Source organism: Clostridium sp. N3C, from assembly GCF_900095445.1.
Classification (GTDB): domain Bacteria; phylum Bacillota; class Clostridia; order Clostridiales; family Clostridiaceae; genus Clostridium_AU.
Genome location: NZ_FMJL01000005.1, coordinates 89,656 through 111,576, shown reverse-complemented (window position 1 = coordinate 111,576; position 21,921 = coordinate 89,656). Strand labels below are relative to the sequence as shown.

The window sequence follows — 21,921 nt, the reverse complement described above, 5'->3', positions numbered from 1 at the left end:
AATTACAAATTTTTTAAGTACTTAATTTCTTTTTCTGATAAGTATCTCCATTTACCAATGGCTAGTCCTTCTAATTTTATATCTCCTATCTTTATTCTTTTTAACTGTATTACTGGATTACCAATTTTCTCACACATTCTTCTTATTTGTCTATTTTTGCCTTCATGAATAGTGATTTCTACTTCCGATGAATTTTCGAACTTTTTTAGTATTCTAATTTTAGCCGGTGCCGTTATATATCCACCTATATCAATGCCCTTGCTAAACAACTCAATTTTCTTATCTGTTAAATGACCTTTGATTAAAGCTATATAAACTTTATTTATAGATTGTCTAGGATGGATTACCTTATTATATACCTCTCCATCATTTGTTAATAATAAAAGTCCAGAGGTATTATAATCTAATCTTCCAATAGGATAAATTCTTTCCTCAACCTTTACTAGATCTAAAACGGTCTTTCGATTCTTCTCATCTTTAACTGTTGTTACATAACCTACCGGCTTATTTAAAGCAATATAAATTTTTCTTTCTTCTGGTTTAATTAGTACACCATCAACTTCTACCTTATCCATAGAAGGATTTACCTTAGTACCTAATTCTTTTACAATTTGATTATTAACTTTTACTTTTCCATCTAAAATAAGTTCTTCACACTTTCTTCGTGAAGCAACGCCACAATGAGCCATATACTTTTGCAGTCTTTCTTCCATTATAAATCACCATAATTTCTTTATAATTTAAAATACAATTTAAATTATATTACTTAATGTGTAAAAATCAAAGATTTTTAACATAATACACAGCCTTTTTGCTTTTAGCAATTACTTAGTTAAATTCCCACCCAAACTATAACATAATAAATTGGATAAATTAAAAAATATAGATGGAGGTGTTAATGATGAAGAAAAAAATAGTTTATCTTTCAATCTTATTTTTATCACTTTTTTCTACTAGTGTTACAGCTCAACCTGTAACTTATACAGTAAAGCAAGGAGATTCCATGTGGAAAATCGCATCAAAATACGAAGTAGGTGTTAGTGAAATTATTGCTTCAAACCCAAATGTTAAAAATGCTTCTTTAATTTATCCTGGTCAAAAATTAACAATACCTACCATTGATGACATTAAAGCTAAGGAAGCAGAAGTAGTTAGGCTAGTAAACATAGAAAGAACTAAAAGAGGGCTTCAACCGGTAACTAATAATTGGCAGTTAGCTAGAGTGGCAAGATATAAATCACAGGACATGATTAACAAAAATTATTTTTCGCATAATTCACCAACCTATGGATCACCCTTTAATATGATGGAATCCTTTGGTATAAGGTTTTCCGCCGCTGGTGAAAATATAGCTTCAGGACAAAAAACTCCTGCAGAAGTTGTAGCTGCCTGGATGAATTCTCCAGGACACAGAGCTAATATATTAAGTCCTACTTATAATCAACTAGGTGTAGGTTTAGCTATTAGCAAATCTGGTAAGTACTACTGGACTCAGATGTTTATAAAAACAATGTAAATAAAAATAACAGGGTAAGATTTCCCTGTTATTCAATTACATTTTTTATAGCATCCAAAGCTAATACATAACTATTAAGTCCAAACCCGCTTATTATTCCTACTGAAGCTGCAGCAGTTACAGATTTACTTCTAAATTCATCTCTAGCATGTATGTTGCTAATATGAACTTCTACCGAAGGAATCATAACAGATTTTAAGGCATCGTATATGGCATAACTATAATGGGTATAAGCTCCTGGATTAATGATTATTCCTTGATATTTATTGTAGGCACCGTGTATATAGTCAATTATATGACCTTCACTGTTGCTTTGAACTATATCAACGGATAAATTTCTCTTTTTAGCCTCTTCTTGAATTAGAGAGCACAAGTATTCATAATCTTTATCCCCATAAATATTTTTTTCCCTTATTCCAATAAAATTTATGTTAGGACCATTTATAACTAATATTTTCAAATTAACCCCATCTCCTTACATTGGATTAATATCTTGTCTACAGTTTTTTCTAAGCTATCTACATTTTCTACTTCTATGTCACAATAACTTTTATATAAGTTTATACGTTCCTTATATAAAGTCCATACCGATTCTCTCTTATTTTTTAATAATGGTCTAGTTGAAATTTTTATGTCTTTAATTATTAACTCAGGAGGGCGATTAATAAAAAATATTACCCCATTTTCTTTTAAATGCTTTATGTTCTTTTCTCTTTTTATAACTCCGCCACCGGTAGATATTATAATATTTTCCCTACTTGCAATCTTCTTAATAATATCACTTTCTATTTCTCTAAAATAATCCTCTCCTACAAGAAATAAATCTGAAATTTTTTTACCACTACTTTCTTCTATAAATGCATCAGTATCTACAAATTCTTTTTTTGATTTCATTGCCAACTTTTTGCCTATGGTTGTTTTTCCACTGCCAGGCATACCTATTAATACTATATTAGTTTTACCTAGTATCATATCAATTATAAACCCCTTTGCACCAATTCCATGTAGATTTTATCTATAATTCCTTCTTTAACTTCTATATTATTCCAAATAGCTTCCGCCCAAACTGCCTGACTTACCAGCATAAGAAGTCCATTACTATGTTTTATATTATATTCCTTAGCGTAAGATAATAATTTACTTTCTAGAGGATTATAAATTAGATCAAAGATAAATTTAAATCCTTTTACAACTTCTTTATCAACGGGACAGTGATCTACCTGTGGATGCATACCTACAGGAGTACAGTTCACTAAGATCTCCTTAGATTTAATAGAGTTTAATTCTTCGTATTGTATTATATTGTGCTTATTACATTTTTTATTATTTATTTTATTCTTATTCCTAACAACAACGGTTATGTCCTTGCAACCTTTATCTTCAAGATATTGAATAACTGCTGCAGAGGCACCTCCGCTACCTAAAACAACAGCACTGGAATTCTCTATGGAAACATTGAATTTTTTAAAGGTCATATCAATTCCGTTATAGTCTGTATTATATCCCCTAATTTCACCTTTTTCTATAAAAACAGTATTAACGGCACCAATAGCCTTTGCCTCTGGACTTATATAAGTCAAATACTCCATTATATCAATCTTATAAGGAATTGTAATATTAAAGCCTCTTAAACTAGTATCCTTTACGAAATCTTGTAACTCTTCTCTTTGTAGCTCGTAAAGGTCATATTTTCCCTCAACACCATAATGTTCTAATATTAACTCATGTATTTTGGGAGATATACTATGACCTAATTTTTCGCCTATTAAACCAAATAAATTCATCCTAGAAACCTCGCTTATACTATAGTTTAGATTGAAGCTTTTTGCTTTCTTCCATAATTGCTTTTAATATTTCTGATATATATGGTCTATAATCATGTATTTCTACAAGACTTAAGTTCTTTTCAAGTACTTCCTTTTCTCTTTCTATATTTAAAACTTCCATATTTCTTTCTTTTTTATATTGTCCTATTTTCTTTGAAAGTTCTAATCTCTTTTCTAGGAGCTGTACTAATTCTTTATCAATTAAATCAATTTCATTTCTGTATTCCTTTAATTCAGTCATATTTATTCTCCTTTAACTCTAATCTTTTAGTGAACTGTAATTTTTCCACCCAAACTCTTAAAGTCCTCATAAAAATTAGGATAGGATTTTTCTATTGCCATATAATCTTCTATTATTACAGGATTTTCACAAACTAAAGAAGCAATAGTCATGGACATAGCTATACGATGATCATTCCAAGATTTCACCTTTCCACCTTTTAGTCTTTCAACACCATTTATAATTAATGAATCTTCTTTTTCTATAACATTTGCTCCCAAGGCATTTAATTCAGTAGTTACAGCATGAAGTCTATCACATTCTTTTATCCTTAACCGTGAAGCGTTATATATAATAGTTTGTCCCTGACTCACTGATGCTAATACTGCCAATATTGGCACCAAATCTGGCACCTGTGAAGCATCTATGTTTGTAGATCTTAATTTAGATTCAATTGCTTTAGCTCCTTGATCATCTTCTATTATATTACCGCCCATTCTTCTAGCTATATTTATAAATTCTTTATCTCCCTGAAGTGAATCCTTTTTTAGATTAGTGCATTGTACCTGCCCCTTTAGTAAACCTGCTGCTAAAAAGAAGGCAGCCTGGGAGTAATCTCCTTCCACTATATAATCTTTAGCGCTGTATTTTTGCCCACCTCTTATAGAGAACTTTTCATAATTATAATTATCTATATTTACCCCAAAGTCCTTTAATACATCTATAGTTAAGTCTACGTAAGGACATGATTCTAATTTTCCTGTTACTATTATGTTAGAATCTCCATTAAGAAGAGGAAGGGCAAACATTAAACCACTTATAAACTGTGAGCTAACATTTCCTTCAATATGAAAATCTCCTGGCTTTAACAGGCCCTTTACCTCTAGAGGAAGCATGCCATTGTTGTTTTTATAATAGATGCCCTGTTCCTTCATAATATTATAAAATGGTGTTAAGGGTCTTTCTACTAACTTTCCTCTTCCTGTAAAGGTTACAGTTTCTTCCTGCAACAGTGCTACAGGTATTAGAAATCTTAATGTAGATCCACTCTCATTACAAAACAATTCAGAAGCTGAATATTTAACTTTATTAGTTCCTTTTACATGAATTTCTTTTTCACCTATATCAATGGTAGCACCTAATGCCTCTAAAACTCCAGCAGTAGCTTTAATGTCCTTTGATAAATTAATATTTCTTATTACACTTTTTCCTTCTGCTAATGCAGCACATATTAGTGCCCTGTGGCCAATACTTTTTGAAGAAGGTGTATTTACTTTTCCTGCTAGTTTGCAATTATTTTTTATTTCCATGTAATTCATATTAAATTTTCATCCTCTCCTAAAAACTCCGCTACATGGCCTAACTTGACCTTTTTAATATATCCTTCACCTATATCTTTTATGAGAATAAAATTCAGTCCTTCATCTAATACCTTTTTATCTTTATTAATGATATTAAGCAACTCATTTATGTGTACAGGAAGCTTATAGGGTAGATTATATTGTATTAAAATTTCCTTAATTTTTTCACTGCAACCTTCCTTAGTTAAAGCTAACTTTTCACCTATCTTACTAATAGAGTACATACCCATTGCTACCGCTTCACCGTGGGTATAGGTTTTATAATCATAATAAGCCTCAATGCCATGTCCTAAGGTATGACCGAAATTTAGTAGCATTCTTTCGCCAGTATCTTTCTCGTCTTTTTCTACAATTTCTTTCTTAATGTTACAACAAGTATAAATAATATATTCAATATGTTCCATAATTTCAGCTTTACTTTTATATTTTAATAGGTTATTGAAAAGCTCTGTATCTTTTATAAGACCATATTTTATTACTTCTGCCATGCCATCATAGAAAAATCTATCATCTAGGCTCAATAAAACCTGTGGATCAATAATTACAGCGTAGGGATGATAAAAATTACCTATTAAATTCTTTCCTCGCTCTAAGTTGACAGCAACCTTTCCACCTATACTACTATCTACTTGAGCTATTACTGAAGTTGGAATTTGAATATATTTAATTCCTCTTAAAAAGGTAGCTGCGGCAAAACCGGTTATATCACCAACTACACCCCCTCCTAAAGCTATTAACAAGCTATCTCTATTTACTGAAAAGTCTAACAATTTATTATAGATATATACTAAGGAATTAATATTTTTCGTTTCCTCACCGGGCTCCAGGATAATAAAGTTTACTTCAAATCCATTGCTTGATAAGTTATTCTCAACTATTTTACCATAATAGCTATAAACATTTTTATCTGTAATAACTACAACCTTTTTTGTGTTGAATAATTGACTAATTATATCTGCTACCTTATTTAATAATCCATCTTCAATATATATGTTGTATTGATGTTGTGATAAGTTTAATTGAATATTCTGCATTACTCCAACTCCTTTCTTCTATTACTTGCAAGATTAAATTCTTGTAAAAGTTTTTCATCATCACCATTTAAAATTGCATATTTTAGTTCCATTAAATTATTTATAAAACAATCAAGTATATTCACAACATTGTCCTTATTAGTTTTAATTAATTCTAACCAAAGATTACGATTTAAAGATGCCACTCTAGTAGCATCTTTAAAACTTCCACCAATTAAACTTTTTAAATGTTTTTCTGGAGTAAAGCAATTGATCAAAGATACTGCTAATATGTGTGGGAGATGACTTGTATAGGCGATTATTCTATCATGATCTTCCGCTGATATTAAAATAGGTTTTTTACAGCCTAAAGCAATAATTAATTTTTCAATGAACGCTAAAGTTTCTTTTTTATTACGGCTTGTAGGAGTAAGAAAGTAATTTGCATTTTCAAAAATAGACCCATCTGCATTATCAAAACCAGAAAGCTCTTTTCCAGCCATGGGATGTCCTCCCACAAATTCCACATCATTTCTTAATATTTCATTCACCTTTGAAATCACATTAGCTTTTAATCCGCAAATATCAGTTATAATAGAACCTGGCTTAAAGTATTCCATATTTTCTTCTATAAATTTTATGGTGTCTTTAGGGTATAGAGCCATTATAATTAGATCACTTTCAGATAAGATATATTTTAATTCTAAACCAGAAAAATCAATTACTTTTGCCTCTTCTGCTTTTTTTATAGTAAGAGGATCCTTATCGATAGCCCATAGTCGTTTTGGATTCATTTTTCTTAAAGCCTTTGCATAGGAGCCACCAATAAGTCCCAATCCCACTATAGTAATATTAAAGCCGCCCAAATCCATACTATTATTCCTGAATTTCCTTATTTACAATTTTCGCCAAATCTCTAATTGAATCCATCAAAGCAGCAAATTTTTCTGGTTTAATTGATTGCTCTCCATCACTGAGGGCATTAGAAGGATCATGATGCACTTCCACAGCAATACCGTCAGCACCAACTGCTATAGCGGCCCTTGATAAAGGCTCTACCATCCACCATTTTCCACTGGCATGGCTTGGATCTATAATTACAGGTAAGTGGCTAAGTTTTTTGATAGCCAGTACAGCACTTATATCTAAAGTATTTCTTGTATAGGTTTCGAAAGTTCTGATTCCTCTTTCACATAATATTACTTTTTCATTACCTTCTGCCATAATATATTCCGCTGACATTAATAATTCTTCAATAGTGGCACTTAAACCTCTCTTTAACAATACAGGCTTGTCTGTTTTCCCCACCTCTTTAAGAAGATCAAAGTTCTGCATATTTCTTGCACCTATTTGTATAACATCAACATAAGGTAAGGCGGATTCTATTTGATTTGGAGCCATAATTTCTGTTACTACTGGTAGTCCAGTTATATTGCTAGCTTCCTTAAGAAGCTTAAGTCCTTCTTCTTTTAAACCCTGAAAGCTGTAAGGTGAAGTTCTTGGTTTATATGCGCCTCCACGAAGAAAAGTAGCTCCTGATTCTTTAACAGCTTTAGCAATGGTTAAAAGTTGTTCTTCGCTTTCAACAGAACATGGACCAGCTATTACAGCAAGTTTATTTCCACCTATTGTTTTACCTTTAACATCAATGATTGTATCTAATGGATTAAACATTCTACTAGCTCTTTTGTAAGGACTTTGCACTCTCATTACCTTTTCTACGCAATTTTCCAACTCAAATACACCTGCATCTATGGCACTAGTATCACCTACTGCACCAATAATATAACAACTGTCTCCTTCACTTATATGAACGATACACCCCAATTTCTCAACCTTATTTTTAATTCTGTTTATATCATCCTTTGTAGCATCTTTTTTCATAATTATTACCATGTTAAATACCCCTCCTTTTTATAATAAAAAAAGACTCTAATGAGTCTTTAAAAAATGTATGAAGGACCCATTTTATCTAAAAACTATGAAATTTTATGCAGCAAAAGTAACCAAAGTTATAATAATAGCTTTGGCTTAAATAATATATAAAGTTTACTTGTTGCTGTTTAGTCATAGTTTTCATATAACATCCCTCATGTTTCTATTAACCTTATAAATTTTGTATAATTATACCACTATACAATTAAATATGCAATACAAATTATGTTAAAATATGCTTTATTTATTTTCAAATTATAATATTTTTATACCAAAATATGAAACTTCTATAATTTATGTGAAAGAGCTTAAAAAAAACAGGCCCGGAAGCCTGTTTCTTAAATATTAAATGCAAATTTAATTATAAATAGAATTGCTAATACAGCCATTATTGGATGTATATCTTTAAATTTGCCTTTTGCAACCTTAACAATTACGTAGAATATAAAGCCGGAAGCTATACCATCAGCAATACTGTAAGCAAAAGGCATCATAGTAATTGTTAAGAAAGCAGGTGCTGCCTCTTCAAAATCATCAAAGTTGATTTTTGTAATAGAGCTCATCATAAGCACTCCAACAACTATTAAAGCTGGTGCAGTAGCTTGGCTTGGTACTAAACCTACTACTGGTGCTAAAAATAATGTTAGTAAAAAGCATATAGCAGTTACTACAGAAGTTAAACCAGTTCTTCCTCCAACACTGATACCAGCAGAACTTTCTACATAAGTAGTTACATTGCTTGTTCCAAGTAATGCACCAATGGAAGTTGCAGTAGCATCAGCAAAAAGTGCCTTATCTATCTTTCTAGAGAAGCGTCCATTTCCCTTTGGAGGATCATTTTTTTCGTCGAACATACCTGTCTTTGCACTTGCACCTATGAAGGTTCCTATACTGTCGAAAGTATCAACAAAGCTGAAGGAAACTATAATTGCAATTATAGATGTAATTCCTAAATTGCTTGCAAATAAACCTTTAAGATCTAATTGTAATAAAGTTGACTTTAAGCTTGGAGGAGTAGATACAAAAGAAGATAAACTCCAAGTTTCAGGTAAACTTACAGGAAAGTCAATTCCAAGTACTGTTTTCCCAAGAATTCCAATTACTGTAGTGGATAATATACCAATTAATATTGCTCCAGTAACATTTTTTACTACCAATACTACTGTAATAACTAATCCGATTATTGCTAAGAATGGGCCTGGTTGGCTTAAATCTCCAAGTTTTATGAAGGCTCCACCTTGTTCTATTATTCCACCATTAATCAAACCTATAATCGTTATGAAAAGTCCAATACCTGCTCCAATAGCATTTTGCAGTGATTCTGGTATAGCATTTATAATCATAGTTCTAACTTTTGTAGCTGTAATCAAAATATTAATAAGTCCGCATATGAAAACACAAGCTAACCCTTGTTGCCATGTTAAATTATTTGCAATTACAACAGAATAAGTGAAGAAAGTATTAAGTCCCATACCTGCTGCTTGTGCAAAAGGAACATTGGCTACAAAGGCCATTATAAGTGTACCGATAACTGCTGATATAATGGTAGCTACAAATACAGCACCCTTATCCATACCTGCTTCCGCTAAGGTTTGTGGATTAACGAAAATAATATAGGCCATTGTTACAAATGTAGTAATACCTGCTATTATTTCCGTTTTGACAGTGGTATTATTTTCTTCCAATTTGAAAAAGTTACTCATTTGTTATCCCCCTCTATTAAAAATAAGCACATAATCCTATAAGTGGAATTATGTGCTTTTAATCAAGTTGACATAATAGACATATAGTCTATTAACTTAATAAAAACAGCATATTCACTCATAGTAAAGCAATTTAAGGTTGCTTTGTAGAAACTTTCGAACCGTATTTTCGAAAATATATGAGCTTTAAATTTTACCTAAAATTCGAGAATATTCTCTTGATGACTTTATATTATCAAAATCAAGTAAGATTGTCAATTCATTTGTATATGTCAAAACAATATTTTTTTATTTTATTTTAATGTTCGTTATTTCTGTATATCTAGTTTTTAATCACTAAAATGTATATACTATCTATATATATTTTTATTATAGTTAGGGAGGTATCTTATGGTAATTGCTACTGCTAAAATTAATTTAAGAGCAGACTGGTGTCATTCTTTAAAAGAAAAGAGGATGGTAGTTAATAAGATTATTGATAAGGTTTCTGGTAAATTTAACGTTTCAATAAGTGAAGTTGAAGATTTAGATCTACATAATTCAATAGTTTTGGGAATAGCTAATGTTAGTAATTCCTCTGCTCATGGTGATAGTGTTATCCAAAAAGTAATAAATTATATAGAAAATATCACAGAAGCATATATAACTAATATAGAAACAGAAATACTATAGAGAATTTGACTTCCCTATAGTATTTCTGAAAAGCTTAATTGCTCCATATTTTCACAACTGTTTTTAGCAAAATACTGACTATAATGTTTTTCAAGAATTAAAGCTTTGTCAATCTTACTTATAGTTGTATCTAACCAGTAATTTATCATTTCCTTCTTTATAATTAAAGGCATTCTTGGATGTATGTTTCTAATATCCTCTGCCGCCGGTACAGTTAATATAACTACAGCCTCATATAGATTATTATTTATGTCTTTGAAATTGCCATAAATGCCAGCTAAAGATATGAAGTCATTACCCTTAACTGATATCTCTATTTTTTCTTTAACTTTTCCCTTCTGCTGCCATTCAAAATATGAACTAGCAGGAATTATGCATCTTTTATATTCTAAAAGCCCTTTGAATAAAGGCTTTTCTTCTACAGTCTCAAATCTAGCATTTATTATATTTTTATTCAAATACTTTATTCCCCAAAAAGTGTTTTTTAGTAGAGTTTCGCCTTTTTTCATTAAAATAATAGGAATATTAGTACCAGGAAATTTTTCACCGGTTTCTATACTATCAAGGATCTTTTCTTTTATATTATAACTTTTAACTACTTCATCTATTTCCATTGCTAGCAAATATCTGCCACACATATCATCCACTCCTTATTATTATTGAAACGCATTTATAGTTTCTATTACTAATTTTAATTTTAAAACCATTATTTATGATTATAACATTAATTTTCAATGAATTTATAACTCCTATCATGACAAACTAATAATGAACAGTTTAAGGAGGTGCATAATAATGAATGAAAGACAAAAAGAAGAACAGGCTAATAGAGTTGATCAGTTAATAAATTTAGTTGAAAAACATACTAGAACTGAAAGACACTTAGAGCAACACAGTGATATATCTGATCCTGGTAACTTAGAAAATGCAGAGGAAGTTCAAAGAAAAAGAGAGGAAGAAATTGATAATTTGAAAAATATCATAGCTTATGGAGATAATGATACTAATGAAGTAGAAAACTTGAAAAGAAACATAGAATACACTGAGGGATATTTGGAGCACAATAAGGACCATATGGACAGCGAGACCTTAGAAAATACTATAGAAAAGCAAAGACACAGGAAAGAACAGTTAGATAATTTAACATAAATAATAAGCTCGGTTATGCCGAGCTTTCGTTGTTAATAAGATTTTTTTCTAGAAAGTTGTTGAAGAGCCTTTGATATATAATGAATATCTTCTTTAGTATTAAATAAACCGAAGCTAAAACGTATAGTACCTTCAGGAAAGGTTCCCATAGTTTTATGAGCTAAGGGAGAACAATGAATACCGGTTCTGGTCATTATACCAAATTCCTTATCTAATAAGTACCCTGCTTCGGCACTGTTTAAATTATCAATAGTTATAGAAAATACAGCAACCCTATCTTGTAGAGAATTTATTCCATGAAGAGTAACACCATCAATATTTAGAACATTCTCTAAAAATAACTTACTTAATTCCTGTTCATGTTCCCATATAGCCTTTAAACCAATCTCTTTAATGTATTTTATCCCGGCGTTTAATCCATAAATTCCTGGAATATTTAAAGTACCACTTTCAAATTTGTCCGGCATTATTTCTGGCTGAAATTCCTGTTCTGAAAAGCTTCCAGTACCTCCTTCTCTAAAGGGATTAACTAATGGAGCAAAATCTTCCCTAAAAAGGATTCCTCCAGTGCCTTGAGGTCCTAGTAATCCCTTATGACCGGTAAAAGGTAAAGCACTTAAATTCAACTTTTGAAAATCAATAGGTAAAACTCCTGCGCTTTGAGCACTGTCAATAATAAAGTGTATATTCTTCTTTCTACAAAGATCACTTATTTCTTGTATGTTTTGTATAGTACCAAAAACATTTGAAACATGATTTACTAAAACCAATTTTGTATTAGTTTTGATAGATTTTTCAACTAGTTCCACTGCTAACTTTCCCTGTTTATCGCAAGGAAGCACACTACATTCTACACCATTTTTTGAAACAGAATGGAGAGGCCTAATAACTGCATTATGTTCCATAGAACTGACAATCACATGGTCTCCATTTTTTAAAAATCCCTTTATTATTATATTTAAACTTTCAGTTATATTAGAAGTAAAGACTACATTTAAAGGATCATTAAAATTAAATAGTTCGCATAATAATTCTCTAGTTTCAAAAACCACCCTGGCTGCAGAATAGGAATTTTCATAATTTCCTCTAGCTAGATTTACACCTATATTATTTATGTAATTTAATAAGCTTTCTCCAACTTGCTGAGGCTTTGGATAAGTGGTAGCAGCATTATCAGCATAGACTTTTCTCATGATTTCACCTCTATAGGATATTAATTTATAATAGAAAGGTGCTTAAAGCACCTGGATACTATCGTAAAAAGCATCGCCTTTTTCATCGGTACATCCATAATCAATTAGTACCGGCGCCAAATTAAGTAATCCCCATGAACTCGTAGCTTCTATATCTTCGAAAAGCATATAAAACTTTTCGATAAAAGTCAATAGGTCTTTATAAGCATTAGCTTCTGGTCGTATAGTTTTAAGATTTACCTTTTTACCTTTGTATATTTTAGATAAGGGTATTGCTCTAGGCATGAAAATCATATCAGGCTTATACCATACTATTGGGCATAAATATTTTCTAAATCTAGATCCTGCATGTTTATATACATATAATTCAACTTTATTTTGGTACAAGCCTTCCATACCCTTTGCTACCTTTACTACCCAATGATCATCAATAGCATATACAATTCTGCTTATACCTTCACCCAGATATTGAAAATTGTTGTGTATTTCATTTATGCTCATGCGGTGAATTTTTTTAAAATAGTTTCTTATTTTATCCATATCCTCACCGTTCCATTTATCTATAGCTTTTACTATAGTTTATTAACGGAAATCGGTAATTGATACAAGCAATGAAACTAGTATATCATATATGTATAGAAGCTTTTAATGCTGTCAATATTTTTATATCAGATAATTAATATAAATCATTTGAAATACATCTTGTCTTGTGATAATTTTACATTAGATAGAAATTTGGGGTGATGTTATGGATAAAACAATCTTATTAGTAGAAGATGAAAAAAGAATGCGAATATTAATCGGTGATTATTTAAAAAAAGAAGGCTTTAAGTATTTAGAAGCTTCAAACGGCATTGAAGCATTAGATATTTTTAATAAAGAAAAAGTTGATTTAGTTGTTCTTGATATTATGATGCCCTTTATGGATGGTTGGGAAGTATGCAAAACTATAAGAAAAACATCAGATGTACCTATTATTATTCTCACTGCTCGCTCCGAAGAGGATGATAAATTATTAGGCTACGATCTTGGGGCCGATGATTACGTAACAAAACCTTTTAGCCCTAAGATTTTAGTAGCAAAAATAAAAGTTCTATTAAAAAGATCTGATGCTTTTAAGGACAGTAACTCTACAGGTGTGGATATAAACGGCTTGTATATAGACGAACTATCCCATAGGGTTACAGTGGATGGAGAAGAAATTATACTATCTCCAAAAGAATATGAATTATTGCTATACTTAGTCAAAAATAGCGGCATAGCTTTGACTAGAAATCAAATATTAGATAATGTTTGGGGTACGGACTATTATGGAGATACAAGAACTGTAGACACTAATATAAAAAGATTGAGAGAAAAATTAAAAGATAAGGCTTACCTTATAACTACAATAAGAGGTAGCGGTTATAGATTTGAGGTGCAAAAGTGAAAAATAAGTTGTGGAAAAAACTCTTTTTAATAACCTCTGTAATTTTAATTTTGTTTATATCTGCTATAATTTATTTTCAGAGCCTTTCCTTTGAAAATTTCTATGTTAAGAGAAAAATTAGACGTTTTGAGAAAAATATAGAAAGATTTAGTGCTGTATATAGCCAAAGTTATGTAAATGATGCAAATTTGTCTCTTTTAATGCGACAATTTGAGGAAAGCAACAATGCGAAAATTGTTATTATAGATTCTTCTGGTAAGGTTAAGTTTATTGGAGATAGTAAAATTGACGAGGAGTCTAGTAAAAATAATACTATAAATAGAATTTTTAAAGAATGGATAGCAAATTTAGATGCTTTTAATGAAATCTTACAACTTAAAAAAACACAGACATCAATTTATTATAATCCTGACTTTGATATTAATAATATAGTCTGTATATCTCCTACCAGTAATCAAAAAGATTACAATATTATTTTAGCAGTTACTTCCCTGCAACCAATTGAAGAAGCTTCTGATATAATAAAAGAATTCTACATCTACATATTTATAGGGGCAGTAGTAATAGCAATTATTCTATCCTTAATTTACGCTAACATGATAACCAAGCCTTTGGTTAAGTTAAACAATAGTGCAAAACGAATTAGTGAAATGGATTTTTCACAAGAATGTGATGTTAATAGCGATGATGAACTAGGTAATTTAGCTAGAACCTTGAACTTTTTAAGTCACAGATTAAATAGTGCTTTAACTGAGTTACAGCAAAAAAATATAAAGTTAGAACAAGATATAGAAAAAGAAAGAAAGTTAGATAAAATGAGAAAGGAATTTGTGGCAGGAGTATCCCATGAACTTAGAACACCTATATCTATCATCTCCGGTTATGCAGAAGGTTTGAAAGATAATATAGCTGATGAAGATTCTAGAGAATTTTACTTAAATGTTATAGTAGATGAAGCTGCAAAAATGAATGCTTTAGTGTCTGATATGCTTGATTTAGCTCAACTAGAGAGTGGTAATTTTACTATGGAACCGGAGCCTTTTTACATAGATGAGTTGATGCAAAAATGTATTAACAAACACAAGCAATTTTTTCTTCAAAAAAAGATTAAAGTCCAGGAATTTTTAACTAAGGATCTTTGTGTTAACGGTGATTTCTTAAGAATTGAACAAGTTATAACTAATTTTTTAACTAATGCTATAAGGCACACTCCTGAGACTGGGATAATAAATATTAAAATCATTGATGAAGGACAAATTTGCAAGGTAGAAGTGGAAAATCAAGGTGATCATTTAAGCGAAAGCGACTTGGAATACATATGGGATAGATTTTACAAGGCAGATAAATCTAGAAATAGAGTTGCCGGTGGTATTGGTTTAGGTTTATCTATAGTGAAAAATATTTTATTGATGCACAATAGCACTTTTGGAGTAAGGAACACAGATCTTGGAGTATGTTTCTTTTTTACTTTGAAAAAAGTAAATAATGATAATTAATAAAAAAAGGAAGAAGAATAACAAAAATCCTTCTTCCTTCTTTTTATTTATAATAAGCCCCCATCTACTATGACAGTTTGTCCGTTAATATATTTAGCCTTTTCGCTACATAGAAAGGCTGCTAACTCTCCAACGTCACTTGGTGTACCAAAACAGCCCATAGGTATAGAGTTTGTAAGCTCCTCCTCTTCTTCTGGAGACATCCAGCTATTCATACCAGTATTTATAACTCCAGGGGCAATAGCATTCACTCTTATACCTGAAGGCCCCATTTCTTTAGCCAAAGCTTTAGTAAAAGAATTAATAGCCCCTTTTGTAGCTGAATAGATGCTTTCGCAGGAAGCCCCATTAACCCCCCATATTGATGAAATATTAAGGATGCTTCCGCTATGATTTTTTAGCATACTGCTAAGCACACATTTGCTCATGTTAAATACTCCTTTAATATTAACATCAATCAATCTATTCCAAAGAGCTTCATCCGCATCTATAAATAATCCGATATTAGATATACCCGCGTTGTTTACTAGTATATCAACTTTACCAAAGGTATCAATAACAGACTGTACAGCTTTACTACATTCTGTAAAACTGCTAACATCAAATCGCTTAGCCAGACAATAACCGCCATTATTATTTATAAAATTTAATGTATCTTTTGCCCCCTCTTCATCCTTTGAATAGCTAATAACAACACTAGCCCCATATTTAGAAAGTGTGATTGCTATAGCTCTACCAATGCCCCGTGAACCACCGGTTATTATAGCTACTTTTCCGCTTAAATTCATTTTTTTCTCCCCTTGTTATAAATTTCAATGATTATTATACTATTAAAAAACAAGGGAATAAAGAAGGTTTAATTTAATAAAGAGTACCTATATCTTTTCTGTAGTAGATTCCTTTAAAGTTCACATTTTTAATATCTCTATAGGCCTTTTCAATAGCCTCTTCTAAACCGTCACCAATACTAGTGACAGCTAGTACTCTTCCACCAGAAGTATATAATTTTGAATCTTTTTCAGCTACCCCTGCTCCAAAAACTTTACTTTCATATAAAGGATTAATTTCAATAGGGAAGCCTTTTTCATAGCTTCCTGGGTATCCTTCGGAGGCTGCAACTACACAACAGCTATGCGCCTTTTTCCACTGTATATTATAATTTTTCAAATCTTTATTAATTGCACTATTTATTAAGTCTAGTAAATCGCTTTCCATTAATGGCAGCACTGCCTGAGTTTCAGGATCTCCCATTCTTACATTATATTCTAAATTATAGACACCATTTTTTGTAATCATAATACCGAAGAAGATTATTCCTATGTAATCTAATTTTTCTTCTTGAATTCCTTTTAAAGTAGGAAGCATTATATCCTTTTTAAAGCTTTCAAGAACTTCCTCTGAGCAGTAAGGATTTGGTGATATTACTCCCATACCTCCTGTATTAGGTCCAAGATTTTTATCAAATATTTGCTTATGATCCTTAGCTGAAATGAAAGGTATGATTACTTCTCCATCGGTAATAGTTAATATGGAAGCTTCTACTCCTTCTAAATATTCTTCCATTACAACCCTTTTACCAGAACCGTTAAAGGCATCTTTTAGCATAAAGTCTTCAAGAACTTTTATTGCTTCATCCTCATTCTTGCATATTACTACACCTTTGCCCGCTGCTAAACCGTCTGCTTTTATAACAACAGGATATCTACAGGTCTTTACATACTTTGATGCAGATTCATAATCTGTGAATACTTCATATTCTGCAGTTTTAACTCCATATTTTTTCATAAAGTTTTTAGCGAATATTTTACTACCTTCTAGTTTTGCAGCTTCCTGTGATGGACCAAAAATCTTTAAGCCTTCTGCCTTAAAAACATCTGTAATTCCCTTTGTAAGAGGCTCTTCTGGACCGACTACCGTTAAAGCTATATTTTCTTTAAGGGCAAAGTTTTTTAATTCTTCTATAGTATTGATATTAACATTTACACACTTATTTTCCATATGGGTAGCTCCATTACCTGGAGCACAGTACACTGTTTCTACATTACTATTTTGACTTATTTTCCAGGCTATAGCATGTTCTCTGCCGCCGGAACCTACAACTAAAACTTTCATAAAAACACCTCTCTCAATTTTAGAAGGTATTATACCTATATAAGCTATATATTTACTTTAGTTTAGCATTTATGCTAACTAATCTTTACTCTTTTATCTACAACGGATACTTTACCTTGTATAATCAATGCTAATGCCTCTGGAAGAGCTATATGCTCTTGTTCTAAAACTCTTTTTTGCAAACTTTCAGCATCATCCTCAAAATAAACTGGAACAACCTTTTGAAGTATAATTGGCCCTGTATCTGTTCCCTTATCAACAAAGTGAACGGTACAACCTGATACTTTTACTCCTGATTTTATTACACTTTCATGAACCTTAATGCCGTACATTCCTGAACCACAAAAGCTAGGTATTAAAGATGGGTGGACATTAATAATACGATTATTAAACTTTTCCAAGATCTCTCCCTGTAAAATAGACAAAAACCCTGCTAAAACTATAAAATCCACCTTATTGTCCACGATTTCTAAAATAGCATCGGACAATTTTGATTTATACACCTTTTTCTCCAGAACATAAGTTTTGATACCTTTTTCTTCAGCTCTTTTTAGCCCATATACATCTGCTTTATCGCTGATAACATATTCTATACTGCAGTTTAATTTTCCGCTTTCAACATTATCAATAATAGCTTGTAAATTTGTACCGCTACCAGAAATGAGCACTGCTATTTTATGCAAACACCTTCACCTCCAGCAATTACTGTACCTATTTTGTAAGCATGTTCACCCATAGATATTAGAGCTTTAACTATAGAATCTGCATCCTGTGGTGCCACACATAAAACAAATCCTATTCCCATGTTGAAGGTGTTATACATATGATTTATATCAACTCCTAATGAGTTAATATAATTAAATATATCAGGCAAAGGGTAAGCTTTAGAATTTATTTCTGCAGTAAATTTATCTTTGAACATTCTTGGAATATTTTCTATAAATCCACCACCGGTTATATGTGCCATACCTTTGATATTAAATTTCTTTAGCAATTCTAAAACAGGTCTAACATATATTTTTGTTGGAGTTAGAAGAGTTTCTCCTATTGCTTGACCGTTAAAAGGCATATCTAATTGAGGAATAATTTTTCTAATCAAGGAATAACCGTTACTGTGAATACCTGAGGAAGCTATTCCAATGAGAACATCCCCATCTTTTATATTACTTCCATCAACTATTTTATCTTTTTCCACAATTCCTACAGCAAATCCCGCTAGATCATATTCTCCTTCTGGATAAAAGCCAGGCATTTCAGCGGTTTCGCCACCTATTAAGGAACAATTCGCTTGTATACAACCTTCTGCAATACCCTTAACTAAATCTGCAGCGACTTCCGCTTCTAATTTACCACAGCTAATGTAATCTAAAAAGAATAAGGGCTTTGCACCGTGGCATAATATATCATTAACACACATTGCCACGCAATCTATTCCTACCGTATCATATTTTTTCATTCTGAATGCTATGTCTAATTTTGTTCCTACACCATCGGTACCTGAAACTAAAACTGGTTTTTTATAGCCTTCAGGAATTTCTACCATACCAGCAAAGCTGCCAATGTAGTTTAGTACAAAAGGTTGCATAGTTTTTGCGGTGTGTTCCTTTATCAAACTCACAGACCTGTAGCCTTCTTCAATATTTACACCGGAATCCTTATAAGTAATCATTCAAATACCTACCTTTCTAATCTTTCTTTTTGGGTTTCTATAGGCGTGGATATTGGATATTCACCATTAAAGCAACCAAGACAGAACTTTTGATGCTTTTGGAAACTTTTTAAAAGTCCTTCGATACTAATATACTGTAAAGTGTCTGCACCAATTTCTTGCCTAATTTCTTCTATAGTACAATTAGCCCCAATTAGTTCTTTTCTGTATGGCATGTCTATTCCAAAATAGCAAGGATATTTTACAACCGGTGAAGATACTCTAAAATGAACCTCTGTAGCTCCAGCCTTTCTTAGAAGGTCTACTAGTCTTCTGCTAGTAGTTCCTCTTATAATTGAGTCGTCAATTAGTACAACCCTTTTACCTTGAATATTTACCTTTAAAGGATTTAGCTTAATTGCTACTGCTTTTTCTCTCAAATCCTGTGTTGGAGCAATAAAGCTTCGTCCAACATACCTATTTTTTACAAACCCCATATCAAAGGGTATGCCTGATGCTTCTGCGTAGCCAGCAGCAGCAGCCATTCCAGAATCCGGAACTCCTACCACCACATCTGCATCTACTGGACATTCTTCATATAAAATTTTTCCAGCATTAAATCTTGCCTCATAAACATTAATACCATCAATGATACTATCTGGTCTTGCAAAATATATATACTCGAAGGCGCAAGTGGCACACTTAGTTCTTTCCCCAGGATTTATAGACTTAATACCATTATCATCAACTATTACTATTTCACCTGGATTTACATCTCTTACAAAATCAGCTCCTATAGCATCAAGGGCACAGCTTTCAGAACAGAGTATATAGCTGTTGCTTAATTTACCTATACATAAAGGTCTTATACCATTAGGATCTCTAACGCCAATTAGCTTATCCTTAACTAACATTACTATAGAGAATGAACCTTTAATTGCTTGAATAGCATCAAATACGGCATTTTCTATGCCCTTACTTGCTCCCCTAGCAATTAAATTAAGAACTACCTCCGTATCTACGGAAGTATGGAATATACATCCTGCATCCTCTAAAAGTTCCCTTATTACATCTGCATTTACAAGATTTCCATTATGGGCAATAGCTAGTGAGCCAAGTTTAAATTGTGAGATAAGAGGTTGAGCATTAGAAGGGTTGCTAGACCCAGTGGTTGAATATCTAACATGGCCTATAGCAGCTTTCCCTTTTAGTTTACTCAAAGAAGCTTCATCAAAGATATCACAGACAAGACCCATATCCTTATATACTTGAATTTGGTCACCATTAGATACTGCTATACCAGCACTTTCTTGACCCCTATGCTGTAGAGCATAAAGGCCGTAATAAGTTAAGGCTGCTGTATCTAGTCCTTCGTTAGAATATATACCAAAGACTCCACATTCATCTTTTAATTTATCTTCATCTACACAATACATACTTAAAATCCTTTCATTATTTTGAATTAGAAATTCTATTCAATATTTCCTTATAGGCTTCTTCTACATTACCCATATTTCTTCTAAATCTGTCTTTATCCAGCTTTTCATTTGTTTCTGCATCCCAAAATCTACAAGTATCTGGAGATATTTCATCTGCTAAAATAATGTCTCCTTTATATCTACCAAACTCTAATTTAAAATCTATTAATTTGATTCCTTGCTTTAAGAAAAATTCCTTTAGGATTTCATTAACTTTCCTAGTGATGGCATAAATTTTTTCTAGCTCTTCAAAGGTTGTTAGTCCTATAGCAACTGCATGATAATCGTTTATTAGTGGATCTCCCAAATCATCGTTTTTATAGCATATTTCATAAATTGTAGTATTTAATTGTGTACCTTCTTCTAAACCTAATCTTTTTGCCATGCTTCCTGCGGCAACATTTCTAACTATAACTTCCAGTGGAACTATTTCAACTTTTTTACAAAGTTGCTCTCTGTCATTAATCTTTTTAATAAAATGTGTTTTAATACCATTTTTCTCTAATAATTCAAAGATCATAGATGTAATACTGTTATTCATTACACCTTTATCTCCTATTTGTCCCTTCTTTTCACCATTAAATGCAGTGGCATCATCCTTATAATAAACAATTACTTCATCTTCCTTATCGGTATAAAAAACCATTTTTGCCTTACCTTCATACATCATTTCTTTCTTGCACATTAAAATTCTACCCCCTGATTATTTTCATTTATAAATTTTTCTTTCATTTCTTTTCTATATTTTTTCAATTTCTCAGCAAGCTCTGCATCTCCAATAGCTAGCATTTGTACTGCCAGTAATCCTGCATTGTAGCTATTATTTATACCTACAGTGGCTACTGGAATTGATTTTGGCATTTGTACAATAGATAATAGTGAATCTAGTCCATTTACTGCAGCGTTTATAGGTACTCCAATCACCGGTAAAGTAGTATGAGATGCTATTACTCCTGGAAGATGAGCAGCTAAGCCTGCTCCAGCAATAATACATTGGCAGCCTGCCCCTTCAACTTCCTTGATAACTTCTAATAGTTTCTCAGGAACTCTATGAGCAGATAAAATATAGGCCTTATATTCAATGTCAAATTCCTTTAATGCCTGTGCCGCTCCTTTCATTATATCTTTGTCTGATTTACTTCCAAAAATTATTGCTACCTTCATATTTAC

General features: G+C 31.7%; 25 protein-coding genes and 1 riboswitch. Of the genes, 5 read left to right on the top strand and 20 right to left on the bottom strand.

The window, feature by feature from the left end:
• Nucleotides 1-2: 2 nt before the first annotated feature.
• The gene (locus N3C_RS03665; protein WP_074364724.1) at nucleotides 3-713 is read right to left on the bottom strand and encodes a pseudouridine synthase; all 711 of its coding nucleotides are present in this window, start codon (nucleotides 711-713) and stop codon (nucleotides 3-5) included.
• Nucleotides 714-898: 185 nt separating this feature from the next.
• Between N3C_RS03665 and safA the strand changes: the two genes are divergently transcribed.
• Entirely contained in the window at nucleotides 899-1,516 is a 618-nt protein-coding gene (gene safA / locus N3C_RS03660; RefSeq protein WP_242944035.1) for a SafA/ExsA family spore coat assembly protein, read from the top strand.
• 28 nt (nucleotides 1,517-1,544) lie between these two features.
• Here safA and aroQ read toward each other — a convergent pair whose 3' ends face one another.
• From aroQ to N3C_RS03615, 9 genes are all read right to left on the bottom strand, one after another.
• Complete coding sequence (aroQ, locus tag N3C_RS03655; RefSeq protein ID WP_074364722.1) at nucleotides 1,545-1,976, bottom strand: type II 3-dehydroquinate dehydratase; 432 nt, start codon at nucleotides 1,974-1,976, stop codon at nucleotides 1,545-1,547.
• Nucleotides 1,973-2,488: a shikimate kinase gene (locus N3C_RS03650; RefSeq protein WP_074364721.1), complete on the bottom strand. Its 516-nt coding sequence runs from the start codon at nucleotides 2,486-2,488 to the stop codon at nucleotides 1,973-1,975. The genes aroQ and N3C_RS03650 overlap by 4 nt, the downstream gene beginning before the upstream one ends.
• 5 nt (nucleotides 2,489-2,493) lie before the next feature.
• Nucleotides 2,494-3,300 carry a shikimate dehydrogenase family protein gene (locus N3C_RS03645; RefSeq protein WP_074364720.1) on the bottom strand — a complete coding sequence of 269 codons (807 nt, stop codon included), beginning with the start codon at nucleotides 3,298-3,300 and terminating at the stop codon, nucleotides 2,494-2,496.
• A 19-nt stretch (nucleotides 3,301-3,319) separates the two neighbouring features.
• The gene (locus tag N3C_RS03640; RefSeq protein ID WP_074364719.1) at nucleotides 3,320-3,583 is read right to left on the bottom strand and encodes a chorismate mutase; all 264 of its coding nucleotides are present in this window, start codon (nucleotides 3,581-3,583) and stop codon (nucleotides 3,320-3,322) included.
• Nucleotides 3,584-3,609: 26 nt separating this feature from the next.
• The gene (aroA, locus tag N3C_RS03635; RefSeq protein ID WP_074364718.1) at nucleotides 3,610-4,881 is read right to left on the bottom strand and encodes a 3-phosphoshikimate 1-carboxyvinyltransferase; all 1,272 of its coding nucleotides are present in this window, start codon (nucleotides 4,879-4,881) and stop codon (nucleotides 3,610-3,612) included.
• A complete protein-coding gene (gene aroB, locus N3C_RS03630) occupies nucleotides 4,878-5,957 on the bottom strand; it encodes a 3-dehydroquinate synthase (RefSeq protein ID WP_074364717.1) in 1,080 nt (359 codons plus the stop codon). Before aroB ends, aroA begins: the two co-directional genes overlap by 4 nt.
• Complete coding sequence (locus tag N3C_RS03625; protein ID WP_074364716.1) at nucleotides 5,957-6,808, bottom strand: prephenate dehydrogenase; 852 nt, start codon at nucleotides 6,806-6,808, stop codon at nucleotides 5,957-5,959. The genes aroB and N3C_RS03625 overlap by 1 nt, the downstream gene beginning before the upstream one ends.
• 4 nt (nucleotides 6,809-6,812) lie before the next feature.
• Nucleotides 6,813-7,832: a 3-deoxy-7-phosphoheptulonate synthase gene (gene aroF, locus N3C_RS03620; RefSeq protein WP_074364715.1), complete on the bottom strand. Its 1,020-nt coding sequence runs from the start codon at nucleotides 7,830-7,832 to the stop codon at nucleotides 6,813-6,815.
• A 377-nt stretch (nucleotides 7,833-8,209) separates the two neighbouring features.
• On the bottom strand, nucleotides 8,210-9,574 hold the full coding sequence (locus N3C_RS03615) for an NCS2 family permease (RefSeq protein ID WP_074364714.1): 1,365 nt from the start codon (nucleotides 9,572-9,574) through the stop codon (nucleotides 8,210-8,212).
• 101 nt (nucleotides 9,575-9,675) lie between these two features.
• Nucleotides 9,676-9,777, bottom strand: a riboswitch (purine riboswitch).
• 187 nt (nucleotides 9,778-9,964) lie between these two features.
• Here N3C_RS03615 and N3C_RS03610 point away from each other — a divergent pair.
• A complete protein-coding gene (locus tag N3C_RS03610; RefSeq protein WP_074364713.1) occupies nucleotides 9,965-10,246 on the top strand; it encodes a DUF503 domain-containing protein in 282 nt (93 codons plus the stop codon).
• Between the two features lie 14 nt (nucleotides 10,247-10,260).
• Here the strand turns inward: N3C_RS03610 and N3C_RS03605 are convergent, their stop codons facing one another.
• Nucleotides 10,261-10,884 carry an SOS response-associated peptidase family protein gene (locus N3C_RS03605; protein WP_074364712.1) on the bottom strand — a complete coding sequence of 208 codons (624 nt, stop codon included), beginning with the start codon at nucleotides 10,882-10,884 and terminating at the stop codon, nucleotides 10,261-10,263.
• A gap of 157 nt (nucleotides 10,885-11,041) precedes the next feature.
• Between N3C_RS03605 and N3C_RS03600 the strand changes: the two genes are divergently transcribed.
• Complete coding sequence (locus tag N3C_RS03600) at nucleotides 11,042-11,395, top strand: hypothetical protein (RefSeq protein WP_074364711.1); 354 nt, start codon at nucleotides 11,042-11,044, stop codon at nucleotides 11,393-11,395.
• Between the two features lie 32 nt (nucleotides 11,396-11,427).
• Here the strand turns inward: N3C_RS03600 and N3C_RS03595 are convergent, their stop codons facing one another.
• Both N3C_RS03595 and N3C_RS03590 read right to left on the bottom strand, forming a co-directional pair.
• Complete coding sequence (locus N3C_RS03595) at nucleotides 11,428-12,588, bottom strand: aminotransferase class V-fold PLP-dependent enzyme (RefSeq protein ID WP_074364710.1); 1,161 nt, start codon at nucleotides 12,586-12,588, stop codon at nucleotides 11,428-11,430.
• A 42-nt stretch (nucleotides 12,589-12,630) separates the two neighbouring features.
• The gene (locus N3C_RS03590; RefSeq protein ID WP_074364709.1) at nucleotides 12,631-13,128 is read right to left on the bottom strand and encodes a hypothetical protein; all 498 of its coding nucleotides are present in this window, start codon (nucleotides 13,126-13,128) and stop codon (nucleotides 12,631-12,633) included.
• Nucleotides 13,129-13,336: 208 nt separating this feature from the next.
• Here N3C_RS03590 and N3C_RS03585 point away from each other — a divergent pair, with 208 nt between their 5' ends.
• Together N3C_RS03585 and N3C_RS03580 are read left to right on the top strand one after the other, a co-directional pair.
• A complete protein-coding gene (locus tag N3C_RS03585) occupies nucleotides 13,337-14,017 on the top strand; it encodes a response regulator transcription factor (RefSeq protein WP_074364708.1) in 681 nt (226 codons plus the stop codon).
• Nucleotides 14,014-15,513: a sensor histidine kinase gene (locus tag N3C_RS03580; RefSeq protein WP_074364707.1), complete on the top strand. Its 1,500-nt coding sequence runs from the start codon at nucleotides 14,014-14,016 to the stop codon at nucleotides 15,511-15,513. The genes N3C_RS03585 and N3C_RS03580 overlap by 4 nt, the downstream gene beginning before the upstream one ends.
• 47 nt (nucleotides 15,514-15,560) lie before the next feature.
• On the opposite strand, the gene ymfI is transcribed toward N3C_RS03580, so the two are convergent.
• From ymfI to purE, 7 genes are all read right to left on the bottom strand, one after another.
• On the bottom strand, nucleotides 15,561-16,301 hold the full coding sequence (gene ymfI, locus N3C_RS03575; RefSeq protein ID WP_074364706.1) for an elongation factor P 5-aminopentanone reductase: 741 nt from the start codon (nucleotides 16,299-16,301) through the stop codon (nucleotides 15,561-15,563).
• A gap of 73 nt (nucleotides 16,302-16,374) precedes the next feature.
• A complete protein-coding gene (purD, locus tag N3C_RS03570) occupies nucleotides 16,375-17,625 on the bottom strand; it encodes a phosphoribosylamine--glycine ligase (RefSeq protein ID WP_074364705.1) in 1,251 nt (416 codons plus the stop codon).
• Between the two features lie 74 nt (nucleotides 17,626-17,699).
• Nucleotides 17,700-18,308, bottom strand: a complete 609-nt coding sequence (purN, locus tag N3C_RS03565) for a phosphoribosylglycinamide formyltransferase (protein ID WP_074364704.1) — start codon at nucleotides 18,306-18,308, stop codon at nucleotides 17,700-17,702.
• Entirely contained in the window at nucleotides 18,296-19,294 is a 999-nt protein-coding gene (gene purM / locus N3C_RS03560; RefSeq protein ID WP_074364703.1) for a phosphoribosylformylglycinamidine cyclo-ligase, read from the bottom strand. Before purM ends, purN begins: the two co-directional genes overlap by 13 nt.
• Before the next feature lie 8 nt (nucleotides 19,295-19,302).
• Nucleotides 19,303-20,709 carry an amidophosphoribosyltransferase gene (gene purF, locus N3C_RS03555; protein WP_074364702.1) on the bottom strand — a complete coding sequence of 469 codons (1,407 nt, stop codon included), beginning with the start codon at nucleotides 20,707-20,709 and terminating at the stop codon, nucleotides 19,303-19,305.
• Nucleotides 20,710-20,725: 16 nt separating this feature from the next.
• Nucleotides 20,726-21,436, bottom strand: a complete 711-nt coding sequence (gene purC / locus N3C_RS03550; protein WP_074364701.1) for a phosphoribosylaminoimidazolesuccinocarboxamide synthase — start codon at nucleotides 21,434-21,436, stop codon at nucleotides 20,726-20,728.
• Nucleotides 21,436-21,915, bottom strand: coding sequence for a 5-(carboxyamino)imidazole ribonucleotide mutase (gene purE, locus N3C_RS03545; RefSeq protein ID WP_074364700.1), 480 nt, complete (start codon nucleotides 21,913-21,915; stop codon nucleotides 21,436-21,438). Before purE ends, purC begins: the two co-directional genes overlap by 1 nt.
• Between the last annotated feature and the right edge of the window lie 6 nt (nucleotides 21,916-21,921).